Below are 14,381 nucleotides of genomic sequence, written 5' to 3'. Positions count from 1 at the left end.
TACCTGAACCGGGTGGATAGGCTGCCAATATGACCACCGATGCTGCTCCCACACAAACCGTGCACGCGGGCCGACTCGTCGCCCGTCGACTCAAGGCCAGCGGTATCGACACGGTTTTCACGCTGTCGGGCGGGCACCTGTTCTCCATCTATGACGGTTGCCGTGACGAAGGTGTGCGGCTGATCGACACCCGCCACGAACAGACCGCGGCCTTCGCCGCCGAGGGTTGGTCGAAAGTCACGCGGGTGCCGGGGGTGGCCGCGTTGACCGCCGGCCCCGGCGTCACCAACGGGATGAGCGCGATGGCCGCCGCGCAGCAGAACCAGACTCCGCTGGTGGTGCTGGGGGGCCGGGCGCCCGCGGGGCGTTGGGGGATGGGCTCGTTGCAGGAAATCGACCACGTGCCCTTTGTCGCGCCGTTGACCCGCTTCGCCGCCACCGCCGAATCCGCCGAGGACGCCGGCCGACTCGTCGACCGGGCCCTGCGGGCTTCGGTTGGTGCGCCGTCGGGAGTCGGATTCGTCGACTTCCCGATGGATCACGTGTTTTCGTTCTCGGACGACGACGGCAGGCCCGGAGCGCTCACCGACCTACCGGTGGCCGAGCCCGCGGATGCTCAGGCGCTGGACCGGGCGGCCGACCTACTGGCGAAAGCCGAGCGGCCGGTGATCATGGCCGGTACCAATGTCTGGTGGGGACGGGGTGAGACCGCGCTGCTACGTCTTGCCGAACAACTTCGGATACCGGTCCTGATGAACGGGATGGCCCGCGGTGCGGTCCCCGCCGACCACTCGCTGGCGTTCTCGCGGGCCCGCTCGAAGGCGCTGGGTGGCGCCGATGTCGCGCTGATCGTTGGTGTGCCAATGGATTTCCGCCTCGGCTTCGGCGCAGTGTTCGGCGCGCAGACGCAGCTCATCGTCGCCGATCGGGCCCGGCCGGAACGCAACCATCCACGACCGGTTGCCGCCGAACTCTACGGCGACCTGACTGCGACGCTTGGGTCGCTCGCCGGGTCCGGCGCCGCCGACCACCAGCACTGGATCGACGAGCTTCGTACCGTCGAGACGTCCGCCCGCGAGCAGGAGAAGACCGAACTCGCCGAGGACCGCACGCCGCTGCATCCGATGCGGGTCTACGCCGAATTGGCGCCGCTGCTGGACCGGGACGCGATCGTCGTCATCGACGCCGGAGACTTCGGGTCCTACGCCGGCCGCGTCATCGACAGCTATCAGCCGGGCTGCTGGCTGGACAGCGGGCCGTTCGGCTGCCTGGGTTCAGGGCCGGGTTACGCGCTGGCGGCCAAGTTGGCGTGCCCCGACCGCCAGGTGGTGTTGCTGCAGGGCGACGGTGCATTCGGGTTCAGCGGGATGGAATGGGACACCCTGGTGCGCCACAACGTGCCGGTGGTGTCGGTGGTGGGCAACAACGGCATCTGGGGTCTGGAGAAACACCCGATGGAGGCGTTGTACGGCTACTCGGTGGTGGCCGAGTTGCGGCCCGGCACGCGCTATGACGAGGTGGTGCGCGCCTTGGGCGGCCACGGTGAACTGGTTTCGACGCCGGTTGAGCTGCGCCCGGCGCTGGAACGGGCCTTCGCCAGCGGCCTGCCCGCCGTCGTCAACGTCCTCACCGACCCGAGCGTCGCGTACCCGCGCCGATCCAACCTGGCCTGACCGGGTGCGTCTCAACGCGCGAGCGCGCCTGAAATGCCAGCTGCGGCGGCGTGTCGCCGGCACGACACGCGCGCTCGCCCCGGTGTTGTGTTCGCGTACCGTGGGGCTGTGCCAAAGACCACCCGCTCGCAACCCAGCCGGCTGAGCAGCCGGTTCTGGCGTCTGCTCGGTGCCACCACCGAAAAGAACCGCACCCGCTCCATGGCGGAGGTAACTGCTTCGGATGAGTACGAGAAGGAAGCCGCCGCTCTCAGCGACGAGAAGCTGCACAAGGCTTCCGGACTGCTCAACCTCGAGGACTTGGCGGACTCCGCCGACATTCCGCAGTTCCTGGCGATTGCCCGGGAAGCCGCCGAGCGGGCGACCGGGCTGCGCCCCTTCGATGTGCAGTTGCTCGGGGCCCTGCGCATGCTCGCCGGCGACGTGATCGAGATGGCCACCGGGGAAGGTAAGACGCTGGCGGGGGCGATCGCGGCCGCGGGCTACGCACTGGCCGGCCGACACGTGCACGTCGTGACCATCAACGACTACCTGGCTCGCCGCGACGCGGAGTGGATGAGCCCGCTGATCGAAGCGATGGGGCTGACCGTCGGCTGGATCACCGCAGAATCGTCCAGCGCGGACCGTCGCGCGGCCTACAACTGCGACGTCACCTACGCGTCGGTCAACGAGATCGGGTTCGACGTGCTGCGCGATCAGCTGGTCACCGATGTCGACGATTTGGTTTCCCCCAACCCGGACGTCGCCCTCATCGACGAAGCCGACTCGGTGCTGGTCGACGAGGCGCTGGTGCCGCTCGTCCTGGCCGGCACCTCGCACCGAGAGACGCCGCGGGTCGAGATCATCAAGCTGGTCGGAAACCTCACCCCCGAGAAGGATTTCGACACCGACGCCGACAGCCGCAACGTCCACCTGACCGAGTCGGGCGCTCGCAAGGTGGAGAAAGCGCTGGGCGGCATCGACCTCTATTCCGAAGAGCACGTCGGCACCACGCTGACCGAGGTCAACGTCGCGCTGCACGCGCACGTGCTGCTGCAGCGCGACGTGCACTACATCGTGCGGGACGACGCCGTGCACCTGATCAACTCCTCACGCGGGCGCATCGCGCAACTGCAGCGCTGGCCCGACGGTTTGCAGGCCGCAGTGGAAGCCAAGGAAGGTATCGAGACCACGGAAACCGGTGAGGTGCTCGACACCATCACCGTGCAGGCGCTGATCAATCGCTACTCGACCGTGTGCGGCATGACCGGCACCGCGCTGGCCGCCGGGGAACAGTTGCGCCAGTTCTACAAGCTGGGGGTCTCGCCGATCCCGCCGAACGCCCCCAACATCCGCGAAGACGAAACCGACCGCGTCTATATCACTGCCGCGGCCAAGAACGACGCGATCGTCGACCACATCTCCGAGGTGCACGAAACCGGGCAGCCGGTACTCGTGGGGACCCGTGACGTCGCTGAATCCGAGGACCTGCACGAGCGGCTGGTGCGACGCAATGTGCCGGCAGTGCTGCTGAACGCGAAGAACGACGCGGAGGAAGCGCAGGTGATCGCCGAGGCGGGCACCTACGGTTCGGTCACGGTGTCGACGCAGATGGCCGGGCGCGGCACGGACATCCGGCTCGGCGGATCCGACGAATCCGACCACGATCGGGTCGCCGAGCTGGGCGGACTGCACGTCGTCGGGACCGGCCGGCACAACACCGAGCGGCTGGACAACCAGTTACGCGGCCGCGCCGGACGTCAGGGGGACCCCGGTTCGTCGGTGTTCTTCTCCAGTTGGGAAGACGACGTGGTGGCCGCCAACCTGGACAGCAACAAGCTGCCCACCGAAACCGACGAGGACGGCCGCATCCTCAGCCCCAAGGCCAGTGGCCTGCTCGACCACGCCCAGCGGGTTGCGGAGGGGCGTTTGCTGGACGTGCACGCGAACACCTGGCGCTACAACCAGCTGATCGCCCAGCAGCGGGCCATCATCGTGGAACGACGAAACAGCCTGCTGCGTACTCCGACTGCCCGCGAAGAGCTCGAGGACCTGGCACCGAAGCGCTACAAGGAGTTGTCCGAGGACGTCAGCGAGGAACGGCTGGAGAAGATCTGCCGACTGATCATGCTGTATCACCTCGACCGGGGTTGGGCCGATCACCTGGCGTATCTGGCCGACATCCGCGAGAGCATCCACCTGCGTGCGCTGGGTCGGCAGAATCCGCTCGACGAGTTTCACCGGATGGCGGTGGACGCCTTCGCCTCGCTGGCCGCCGATGCGATCGAGGCAGCGCAGCAGACCTTCGAAACGGCGAACATCCTCGAGGACGAGCCCGGTCTGGATCTGTCCAAGCTGGCCCGGCCGACCTCAACGTGGACCTACATGGTCAACGACAACCCGTTGTCCGACGACACACTGTCCACGCTGAGCCTGCCCGGCGTCTTTCGCTGAGTCTTCATCGCTGAGCGTGAAGCCAGCTTCACGCTGGAGCGCGAGCGTGAAGCCAGCTTCACCCTGGAGCGCGAGCGTGAAGCCAGCTTCACCCTGGAGCGCGAGCGTGAAGCCAGCTTCACGCTGGAGCGGCTATACGGTCCGCCTCGCGGACCGCATCGTCACCGAGCTAAGGCTGATCGCCCGCCTCCTCCTCGGTCCGCCTCGCGGACCGCATCGTCACCGAGCTAATGTCACGGCTCATGGAGCCAGTGCTCGCCCAGAATCGGGTGCTGACCGTCCCCAACGTGCTCAGCGTGATCCGCCTGGCACTTATCCCGGTCTTCGTCTATCTGATGCTGGACACCCACGCCTACGGCTGGGCGGTCGCGATCCTGATGTTCAGCGGCATCTCGGACTGGGCGGACGGCAAGATCGCCCGGGTGTTGAACCAGTCGTCGCGGTTGGGCATGCTGCTGGACCCGGCGGTGGACCGGCTTTACATGGTCGCCGTGCCGATCGTGTTCGCGATCAGCGGGATCGCCCCATGGTGGTTTGTTCTCACACTGCTGGCCCGCGACGCGGCGCTGGCCGGGACACTCCCGCTGCTGTGGAGCCGCGGGCTGTCTGCGCTTCCCGTTACCTACGTGGGCAAGGGCGCAACATTCGCCCTGATGTCGGGCTTTCCCCTGGTCCTGCTGGGCCAATGGGATGCGCTGTGGAGCCGCGCGGTCGGCGCTTGCGGGTGGGCATTCCTGATCTGGGGTCTGTACATGTACCTGTGGGCTTTCGTGCTCTACATGATTCAGATGGTCCTGGTGATGCGCCGAATGCCCAAGGTCACGAGGCACCGTCGGCACCCGGAAGCGGGCGAACATGGCTGACCGGGATCCTCTGCTCGGCGGCTATGACCCGAACGCCGGTCTGAGCGCCCACAGCGCCCGGCCCCAACGGATTCCGGTGCCGTCGCTGCTGCGCGCGCTGCTGTCCGAACACCTCGACCCCGGCTATGCGGCCGCGGCCGCGGAACGGCAGCGCCGCGACGAACCCGAGACTGGCCGCTCCCGCGCCTTCGGCTGGATGTGGCAGGCGCTGGCGGCAATGCTGGTCGCCACCGTGTTCGCCGCCGCGGTTGCGCAGGCCCGCTCGGTCGCGCCTGGCGTACGGACCGCACAACAGGTGCTGGCCACCAACGTGCGTTCGACGCAATCCGACGCCAGTCGGCTGGCCAAGCAGCGCAGCGCGCTGGCGGCCAAAGTGGACGACGTGCAGCGAGTCGTGCTGGCCGACGACGCCGAGGGCCAACGGGTGCTGAGCCGACTCGACGCGCTCAGTCTGGCAGCGGCCAGCACCGCGGTGCGGGGCCCCGGCCTGACGGTGACGGTGACCGACCCCGGCGTCGGGCCGAATCTTTCCGACGCGTCCAAGCAGCGGGTAAAGGGCAGCCAGCAGATCATCCTTGACCGAGACCTGCAACTCGTCGTGAACTCGTTGTGGGCCAGTGGGGCCGAAGCCATTTCAGTCGACGGCGCCCGCATCGGGCCCAACGTCACCATCCGGCAAGCGGGCGGAGCGATCCTGGTCGACAACAATCCGACCACCAGTCCGTACACCATCCTGGCGATCGGGCGCGGGCAAGCGATGCGGGATATGTTCGAGCGGAGTGCCGGGTTGCGGCGGCTGCGCCTGCTGGAGGTGTCCTACAGCGTCGGGGTCAGCGTCAACCTCGGTGACAATCTGGCGCTGCCCGCTGGAATGACCCGAGACGTTAAGTACGCCAACGAGATTGGGCCCAAGTGACATGATCGGAATCGCGGCGCTGGCCATCGGCATTGTGCTGGGGTTGATCTTCCATCCCAGCGTCCCCGAGGTGATCCAGCCGTATCTGCCCATCGCGGTGGTGGCGGCGCTGGACGCGGTATTCGGCGGTCTGCGGGCGTACCTCGAGCGCATCTTCGACCCAAAGGTCTTCGTCGTCTCCTTCGTGTTCAACGTCCTGGTGGCCGCGCTGATCGTCTATGTCGGTGACCAATTGGGGGTAGGCACCCAGCTGTCCACCGCGATCATCGTCGTGTTGGGAATCCGGATCTTCGGCAATGCCGCCGCGTTGCGTCGGCGGCTGTTCGGAGCGTGACGGAGATGGGGTCAACGTGAGCGAAGAGACGACAAATCCGCCCGAGCGCCGAGGGCGGCACGAACTGCCGTCGGAACAGCCACGTCGTCAGTTGATTCCGCGCGGCCGGTCGCGACTGGCGTTCGGGGCGCTCGCCGCGTTGTTGTGTCTGGTTCTGGGTGTCGCCATCGTGACCCAGGTACGTCAGAACGATTCCGGCGATTCGCTGGAATCCGCCCGCCCCGCCGATCTGTTGGTGCTGCTGGATTCGCTGCGGCAGCGGGAGGCGACGCTGAGCACCGAAGTGGCCGACCTGCAGAACACCTTGAATACATTGCAGGCCTCGGGCAACACCGATCAGGTCGCCATCGAGAACGCTCGAACCAGGTTGGCGGCGCTGTCGATCCTGGTCGGCGCGGTGGGGGCCAGCGGGCCAGGTGTCACCGCGAAGATAGACGACCCGGGTCCCGGGATATCGGCGGAAGTGATGCTCGACGTGATGAATGAGTTGCGTGCGGCCGGCGCCGAAGCAATTCAGATCAACGACGCCCACCAGTCGGTGCGGGTCGGCGTGGACACCTGGGTAGTTGGTTCCGCGGGTTCGCTGACCATCGACACCAAGCAGTTCTCCCCGCCGTATTCGATTCTTGCCATTGGTGATCCGCCAACTCTGGCCGCGGCCATGAACATCCCCGGCGGCGCCGAGGACAGCGTCAAGCGTGTCGGCGGACGGATGTCGGTGCAGCAGGCCGACCACGTCGAGGTGACCACCTTGCGGCAACCAAAACCCCACCAATACGCTCAGCCCGGCAAGTGAACAGCCCAGCGCACCGACGAAGAACAGGATTACCGTGAGCGATATCCCGTCCGATCTGCATTACACCGCCGAACACGAGTGGGTTCGCCGCAGCGGAGACGACACCGTCCGGGTCGGGATCACAGACTTCGCACAGTCGGCCCTGGGCGACGTCGTGTTCGTTCAGCTCCCCGATGTAGGCACCGAATTGAGCGCCGGTGATTCCTTCGGCGAGGTGGAGTCGACGAAATCGGTGTCGGATCTGTATGCACCGGTGTCGGGCAAGGTGTCAGCGGTGAACGGTGACCTGGACAGCAGCCCGCAGCTGTTGAACTCCGATCCCTACGGTGACGGCTGGCTGCTGGAGCTTCAGGTCGACGGGTCCGACATCGACGCACTGGACTCCGCAATCGCGGGACTTCTCGACGCCGAGGCCTACCGCGGCACATTGACCGAATGACGATTGCTAAGGTCCCGAAAGCGTTTCGGCACGGAATGCACCGCAGCGTGGGGGATCTAGAAGAAGCCGGGGTGTGGGGCTTACGATCCTGGGCAGTGGTCAGCATTATGCGGATCGGTACGCGGTACGGTCGAGATATCAAATACTTGACGCGGTAGACAGCAGTAAAGGCAGTACAGGCGGTAATTCCGAGGAGACAGCCGGCCGACCGGCCCGGTCAGACAACGCCACAGCGGCCAGTAAGGAGCAGCGGGTGACGGATAAGGACGACGACCAGAACGAAGTCACTGTGGAGACGACCTCCGTCTTCCGCGCAGACTTCCTCAACGAACTGGACGCGCCCGCGCAGGCGGGCACCGAGAGTTCGGTATCCGGGGTGGAAGGCCTCCCGGCCGGTTCGGCGTTGCTGGTCGTCAAACGCGGACCCAACGCCGGTTCTCGCTTCCTGCTCGACCAGGCCATCACTTCCGCCGGCCGGCACCCAGACAGCGACATCTTCCTCGATGACGTGACGGTGAGCCGTCGCCACGCCGAATTCCGCTTGGAAAGCAGCGAGTTCAACGTCGTCGACGTCGGCAGCCTGAACGGCACCTATGTCAATCGCGAGCCGGTGGACTCCGCCGTGCTGTCCAACGGCGACGAGGTTCAGATCGGCAAGTTCCGCCTGGTCTTCCTCACCGGCCCCAAGGGCGACGACGACGGGGGTTCCGGGGGCCAGTGAGCGCACCCGATAGCCCCGGCCTTGCGGGGATGTCGATCGGGGCGGTCCTGGACCTGCTGCGACCGGACTTTCCCGACGTCACCATCTCCAAGATTCGGTTCTTGGAGGCCGAGGGGCTGGTCACGCCGCAGCGTGCGGCGTCGGGCTATCGGAGGTTCACCGCCTACGACTGTGCGCGGCTGCGTTTCATCCTGACCGCTCAGCGCGATCATTACCTGCCGCTCAAGGTGATCCGGGCCCAGCTGGACTCCCATCCGGACGGCGAGCTGCCGGCCATCGGATCCCCTTATGGCGTACCGAAATTGGTCTCGGTGGACGGCGCAGCACCAGAGGCGGCCGCGGACCCGGGTGCCGTGGCACCGGCGCATGTCCGGCTCAGCCGCGAAGACCTGTTGCAACGATCGGGCGTGGACGACGCCCTGTTGAGCGCCTTGCTCAAAGCGGGAGTGATCACTACCGGGCCGGGTGGTTTCTTCGATGAACACGCCGTCGTCATCCTCCAATGTGCGCGGGCGCTGGCCGATTACGGCGTCGAACCGCGGCACCTGCGGGCTTTTCGTTCCGCAGCCGATCGCCAGTCGGACCTGATCGCTCAGATTGCCGGGCCGCTGGTCAAGGCCGACAAGGCCGGCGCGCGTGACCGAGCCGACGAATTGGCCCGAGAGGTCGCGGCGCTGGCGATTACCTTGCACACCTCGCTGATCAAGTCCGCCGTTCGCGACGTTCTGCACCGCTGAGGACTAGACTTCCTTCGACAGCTGGTGTTCGGCGGAGTGACTCAAAGCGGCACATGCGGAGGGCAGACACAGATGGGTGAAGTTCGTGTTGTCGGCATTCGCGTGGAGCAGCCGCAGAACCAGCCCGTGCTGCTACTGCGCGAGGCGAACGGTGACCGCTACCTGCCGATCTGGATCGGGCAGTCCGAAGCCGCGGCAATCGCGCTCGAGCAGCAGGGCGTCGAACCACCCCGGCCGTTGACCCACGACCTGATCAGAGATCTCATTGCCGCACTTGGCCATTCGCTCAAAGAGGTACGGATCGTGGACCTCCAGGAGGGCACCTTCTACGCGGACCTGATTTTCGACCGCGACATCAAGGTGTCGGCCCGGCCCTCGGACTCAGTGGCGATCGCCTTGCGGGTGGGCGTACCCATCTACGTGGAGGAGGCGGTGCTGGCTCAGGCCGGCTTGCTCATCCCCGACGAGGGCGACGAAGACGCCAGCAGCGCGGTGCGTGAGGACGAGGTGGAGAAGTTCAAGGAGTTCCTCGACAGCGTGTCCCCGGACGATTTCAAGGCGACATAGGCATTCCCGACGGGTACCCGCCGCACATCACGAATGCGTCTCATATCACACAACGGAATGTCGACACGCCTGACAGATATCACCCACTGATCCGGGCGGCAGCCATACTTTGATGACGAAGTGATGATCGACCCAGAGCACGACAGCCACCGAACAGCGTATGCTCTCAAGCACTCGGGCCTGAGCAAACGTGGCTGTCGGGGCAATCAAATGCCGCAGCTACTGACCACAGCGCGATCGGCGAGAGGAAGCACCGTGAGCGAGCAGCCACGCCAAGAAAAGCTCGACCTTGCCGACCAAGCGACCGCAACCGGCAGCCAGGCTGGCGCCGGGGCCGGTGCACCCGTGCAGCCCGGACTGTTTCCCGACGACTCCGTGCCGGACGAACTGGTGGGTTACCGCGGGCCGAGCGCCTGCCAGATCGCCGGGATCACCTACCGCCAGCTGGACTACTGGGCGCGTACCTCTCTGGTGGTGCCGTCGATCCGCAGCGCGGCCGGCTCGGGCAGCCAGCGCCTGTACTCGTTCAAGGACATCCTGGTTCTCAAGATCGTCAAACGGCTGCTGGACACCGGGATCTCGCTGCACAACATCCGGGTCGCCGTCGACCACCTGCGCCAGCGCGGTGTGCAGGACCTGGCCAATATCACCCTGTTCTCGGACGGCACCAGCGTCTACGAATGCACCTCGGCCGAGGAGGTCGTGGACCTGCTGCAGGGCGGCCAGGGCGTATTCGGCATCGCTGTTTCCGGTGCCATGCGGGAACTGACCGGCGTCATCGCCGACTTCCCGGGCGAACGCGCCGACGGCGGCGAATCGATTGCGGCCCCCGAAGACGAATTGGCTTCGCGTCGCAAGCACCGCGACCGCAAGATCGGCTGACTCGGCTTCAGAGTAAACTGGTGCCCGCATCGCACTCGCGCGGGAGAGTTCTGTAGCTGCCAGCTACAGACGCCGAAGGAGCAATACCTCTCCGTCAACCTCTCAGGCACCCGGACCGCGCCGGACAACGATGCCTCTGGAAAGTGGTGGCGACCATCCCGTCGTCACCCGCCGATGGGGAAAGGCGCCGAGCGCCGAATCTCTCAGGCGCCTGACGCACAGGTGAGGACAGAGGGGGAGGGCCGCTGATCCGTAGTCCTCTGCCGCGTCAGGAGTTTTACCGTGACCAATCAGCCCGCGTTCGCTGACCGCCACATCGGGTTGGACAGCCCGGCCATCGCGACCATGCTTGCCGTCATCGGGGTGGACTCGCTCGACGACCTGGCCACCAAGGCGGTTCCGACCGGCATCCTCGACAAGCTGAGCGCAGGCGCCGCTCCGGGTCTGGATGCGCTGCCCCCGGCCGCATCTGAAGCTGAAGCGCTGGCCGAATTGCGAGCGCTGGCCGACAGCAACACCGTCGCGGTGTCGATGATCGGGCAGGGCTACTACGACACGCTGACCCCGCCGGTCTTGCTGCGCAACATCATGGAGAACCCGGCCTGGTACACCGCTTACACGCCGTATCAGCCAGAGATCAGCCAGGGCCGGCTGGAGGCTCTGCTGAACTTCCAGACCATGGTCACCGATCTGACCGGCCTGGAGATCGCCAACGCCTCCATGCTCGACGAGGGCACCGCGGCCGCCGAGGCGATGACGCTGATGCACCGCGCCTACAAGGGGCCGGCCAACCGGCTGGCGGTCGACATCGACGTGTTCGGCCAGACCGCGGCGATCCTGGCGACCCGGGCTAAGCCGCTGGGCATCGAGATCGTCACCGCCGACCTTCGCGACGGTCTGCCCGACGGCGAATTCTTCGGTGTTATCGCCCAATTGCCCGGTGCCAGCGGCCGAATCACCGACTGGCGCGCACTCGTGCAGCAGGCGCACGACCGCGGAGCTCTGGTGGCCGTCGGTGCGGACCTGCTGGCCCTGACCCTCGTGACGCCACCGGGGGAGATCGGCGCGGATGTCGCCTTCGGCACCACACAACGGTTCGGTGTGCCAATGGGATTCGGCGGCCCGCACGCCGGATACCTGGCGGTGCACGCCAAGCACGCCCGTCAGCTGCCCGGACGCCTGGTCGGGGTGTCGGTCGACAGCGACGGCACGCCCGCTTACCGGCTGGCTCTGCAGACCCGCGAGCAGCACATCCGCCGCGACAAGGCGACCAGCAACATCTGTACCGCGCAGGTGCTGCTGGCGGTGATGGCCGCTATGTACGCCAGCTATCACGGCGCCGAAGGGCTGACGGGTATCGCGCGGCGCGTCCACGCCCACGCCGACACCGTGGCCGGCGCCCTGGGTGAGGCGCTGGTGCACGACCGGTATTTCGACACGGTGCTGGCCCGCGTTCCCGGCCGTGCCGACGAGGTGATCGCCGCGGCCAAGGCCAACGGCGTCAACTTGTGGCGGGTCGACGCCGACCATGTTTCGGTGGCCTGCGACGAAGCGACCACCGACGCGCACGTTGCGACGGTGCTGGCAGCCTTCGGCGTCGCGGCCGCCAAGCCGGCGCACAGCGACATCGCAACGCGCACCTCAGAGTTCCTCACCCACCCGGCGTTCAGCCAGTACCGCACCGAGACATCGATGATGCGGTATCTGCGCACCCTGGCGGACAAGGACATCGCCTTGGACCGCAGCATGATTCCGCTCGGGTCCTGCACGATGAAGCTCAACGCCGCCGCCGAGATGGAGTCGATCACCTGGCCGGAATTCGGACGCCAGCACCCGTTCGCACCGGTATCGGACACCCCTGGGTTGCGACGATTGATCAGCGACCTAGAGGACTGGCTGGTGGCGATCACCGGCTACGACAAGGTCTCGTTGCAGCCCAACGCGGGCTCGCAGGGCGAGTACGCCGGCCTGCTGGCCATCCACGACTACCACGCCAGCCGCGGTGAGCCGCACCGCGACATTTGCCTGATCCCGTCCAGCGCACACGGCACCAACGCGGCATCGGCCGCGCTGGCCGGGATGCGGGTGGTCGTGGTGCGGTGTCTGGAAAACGGCGATGTCGACCTGGACGACCTGCGCGCCAAGGTCAGTGAGCACGCCGACCGGTTGTCCGCCCTGATGATCACCTACCCGTCCACCCACGGCGTCTACGAGCACGACATCGCCGAAATCTGCGCGGCGGTGCACGAGGCCGGCGGCCAGGTGTACGTCGACGGCGCGAACCTCAACGCGTTGGTCGGATTGGCGCGACCGGGCAAGTTCGGCGGCGACGTCAGCCATCTGAACCTGCACAAGACGTTCTGCATCCCGCACGGGGGCGGCGGCCCGGGTGTCGGTCCGGTGGCGGTGCGCTCGCACCTGGCACCGTTTCTGCCGGGCCATCCCTACGCCCCCGAGTTGCCCCAGGGGCATCCGGTGTCTGCGGCGCCCTACGGGTCGGCGTCGATACTGCCGATCAGTTGGGCCTACATTCGGATGATGGGCGGCGACGGGCTGCGCGCGGCGTCGCTGACCGCGATCGCGTCGGCCAACTACATCGCCCGTCGCCTCGACGAATACTTCCCGGTGCTCTACACCGGGGAGAACGGCATGGTTGCCCATGAATGCATCCTGGACTTGCGCGGTATCACCAAAGCAACGGGTGTGACCGTCGACGATGTCGCAAAACGGTTGGCGGACTACGGCTTTCACGCGCCGACCATGAGCTTCCCGGTGGCCGGCACGCTGATGGTGGAGCCGACCGAAAGCGAGAGCCTGGCCGAGGTGGACGCCTTCTGCGAAGCGATGATCGGCATCCGCGCCGAGATCGACCGCGTGGGCTCCGGGCAGTGGCCAGTGGACGACAACCCGCTGCGCGGCGCGCCGCACACCGCCGAATGCCTGGTGACGTCGGATTGGGACCACCCCTATTCGCGCGAGCAAGCCGCCTATCCGCTGGGGAAGGCATTCCGCCCCAAGGTGTGGCCGCCGGTGCGCCGCATCGACGGGGCGTACGGCGACCGCAATCTGGTCTGCTCGTGCCCCCCGATCGAGGCGTTCGCGTAGCGCGCCCCAGCGCCGTAACGTCTCAGCGCCAGAGACCCTTAACGCCCCAGATCCTCAGCCGAAGCGGTCAAGGATTGCCTGAGCGATGCGCTCGGGCGCGTCCTCTTGGATGAAGTGCTTGGCGGTGGGCAGTTCCACCACCACCAGGTCGCGAAACGTCGTGCGCATCCGCGGGATCGCTGGGCCGGGCCGGAAGGCGACGTCACGCATCCCCCAGACCACCAACGCCGGTTTGGCGCCCAGGGTGGCGGGCACCTCGCGGGCAAGCCGTTCCAGCAACGGACGCGCCGCCAACAATTCCTTGGGCAGCACCGCCACACCCACCCGCGCCGCGGCGTCGGGTTGGGCCCCGCGGTAGTGATCCATCACCGCTTCCTTGGGCAGGACTTCGGTGCCGGCCGGAATCAGCCTCTCCACGAAGAAGTTTCGGTGCAGAATCGCCCATTGCATCGGCCGGCTGGACATGACCTTGCTGAATATCCTGGTGCTGAAATCTTCGGTCGGCCAGAACCAGGTGTTGCCCAGGACGACGCCGCGGACCCGGTCGGCCCGCTCGACCGCGACCGCCATGCTGATCGGACCGCCCCAGTCCTGGCCCATGGTGACAAAGCCGTCGAGACCGAGGTGGTCGACGAGTTCGCCCAGCACCCGGACGTGTTCGGCGATCGTGTACCCGAAACCGTCCGGGCGCTCGGACAGGCCGAAACCCAGGTAGTCCACGGCGATGCAACGGAATCGGTCTCGCAGCGCCGCGATGATGTTCCGGTACAGGAAGCTCCACGTCGGGTTGCCGTGGCAGAACAGGATCGGCGGGCCCTCGCCCTCGTCGATGTAGTGCACCCGGCCCTGCGAGCTGTCGAACCAACGCGATTCGAACGGGTAGAGCTCCGGGTCGGGGGTGAACTGCGGGTTCAT

13 protein-coding genes and 2 riboswitches are annotated in these 14,381 nt (G+C 66.7%); of the genes, 12 read left to right on the top strand and 1 reads right to left on the bottom strand.

Going from position 1 to position 14,381, the window contains the following annotated elements; all coding sequences use genetic code 11:
* Positions 1-29 precede the first annotated feature (29 nt).
* From A5636_RS23940 to gcvP, 12 genes are all read left to right on the top strand, one after another.
* Entirely contained in the window at positions 30-1,673 is a 1,644-nt protein-coding gene (locus tag A5636_RS23940) for an acetolactate synthase (RefSeq protein WP_065161128.1), read from the top strand.
* Positions 1,674-1,781: 108 nt separating this feature from the next.
* A complete protein-coding gene (gene secA2, locus A5636_RS23935; RefSeq protein WP_065161193.1) occupies positions 1,782-4,106 on the top strand; it encodes an accessory Sec system translocase SecA2 in 2,325 nt (774 codons plus the stop codon).
* A 242-nt stretch (positions 4,107-4,348) separates the two neighbouring features.
* Positions 4,349-4,969, top strand: a complete 621-nt coding sequence (locus A5636_RS23930; protein WP_065161127.1) for a CDP-alcohol phosphatidyltransferase family protein — start codon at positions 4,349-4,351, stop codon at positions 4,967-4,969.
* Complete coding sequence (locus A5636_RS23925; RefSeq protein ID WP_065161126.1) at positions 4,962-5,885, top strand: DUF881 domain-containing protein; 924 nt, start codon at positions 4,962-4,964, stop codon at positions 5,883-5,885. The genes A5636_RS23930 and A5636_RS23925 overlap by 8 nt, the downstream gene beginning before the upstream one ends.
* Position 5,886: 1 nt before the next feature.
* On the top strand, positions 5,887-6,219 hold the full coding sequence (locus A5636_RS23920) for a small basic family protein (protein WP_036360283.1): 333 nt from the start codon (positions 5,887-5,889) through the stop codon (positions 6,217-6,219).
* The gene (locus A5636_RS23915; RefSeq protein WP_065161125.1) at positions 6,182-7,015 is read left to right on the top strand and encodes a DUF881 domain-containing protein; all 834 of its coding nucleotides are present in this window, start codon (positions 6,182-6,184) and stop codon (positions 7,013-7,015) included. Before A5636_RS23920 ends, A5636_RS23915 begins: the two co-directional genes overlap by 38 nt.
* A gap of 34 nt (positions 7,016-7,049) precedes the next feature.
* A complete protein-coding gene (gene gcvH / locus A5636_RS23910; RefSeq protein ID WP_065161124.1) occupies positions 7,050-7,454 on the top strand; it encodes a glycine cleavage system protein GcvH in 405 nt (134 codons plus the stop codon).
* A 253-nt stretch (positions 7,455-7,707) separates the two neighbouring features.
* A complete protein-coding gene (gene garA / locus A5636_RS23905) occupies positions 7,708-8,175 on the top strand; it encodes a glycogen accumulation regulator GarA (RefSeq protein ID WP_065161123.1) in 468 nt (155 codons plus the stop codon).
* Positions 8,172-8,912 carry a transcriptional regulator FtsR gene (ftsR, locus tag A5636_RS23900; protein ID WP_065161122.1) on the top strand — a complete coding sequence of 247 codons (741 nt, stop codon included), beginning with the start codon at positions 8,172-8,174 and terminating at the stop codon, positions 8,910-8,912. The genes garA and ftsR overlap by 4 nt, the downstream gene beginning before the upstream one ends.
* Positions 8,913-8,984: 72 nt before the next feature.
* Positions 8,985-9,479: a bifunctional nuclease family protein gene (locus tag A5636_RS23895; RefSeq protein WP_065161121.1), complete on the top strand. Its 495-nt coding sequence runs from the start codon at positions 8,985-8,987 to the stop codon at positions 9,477-9,479.
* Positions 9,480-9,734: 255 nt separating this feature from the next.
* Complete coding sequence (locus A5636_RS23890; RefSeq protein WP_065161120.1) at positions 9,735-10,361, top strand: MerR family transcriptional regulator; 627 nt, start codon at positions 9,735-9,737, stop codon at positions 10,359-10,361.
* A 30-nt stretch (positions 10,362-10,391) separates the two neighbouring features.
* Positions 10,392-10,489, top strand: a riboswitch (glycine riboswitch).
* Positions 10,490-10,603: riboswitch (glycine riboswitch) on the top strand.
* 40 nt (positions 10,604-10,643) lie between these two features.
* Positions 10,644-13,466, top strand: a complete 2,823-nt coding sequence (gene gcvP / locus A5636_RS23885) for an aminomethyl-transferring glycine dehydrogenase (protein ID WP_065161119.1) — start codon at positions 10,644-10,646, stop codon at positions 13,464-13,466.
* A gap of 54 nt (positions 13,467-13,520) precedes the next feature.
* Here gcvP and A5636_RS23880 read toward each other — a convergent pair whose 3' ends face one another.
* On the bottom strand, positions 13,521-14,381 hold the full coding sequence (locus A5636_RS23880) for a haloalkane dehalogenase (RefSeq protein ID WP_065161118.1): 861 nt from the start codon (positions 14,379-14,381) through the stop codon (positions 13,521-13,523).

The organism is Mycobacterium asiaticum (assembly GCF_001673315.1).
Taxonomy (GTDB): Bacteria; Actinomycetota; Actinomycetes; order Mycobacteriales; family Mycobacteriaceae; genus Mycobacterium; species Mycobacterium asiaticum_B.
Note: the sequence above shows the minus strand (reverse complement) of the source record. Positions and strands in the feature narration are given on the sequence as shown.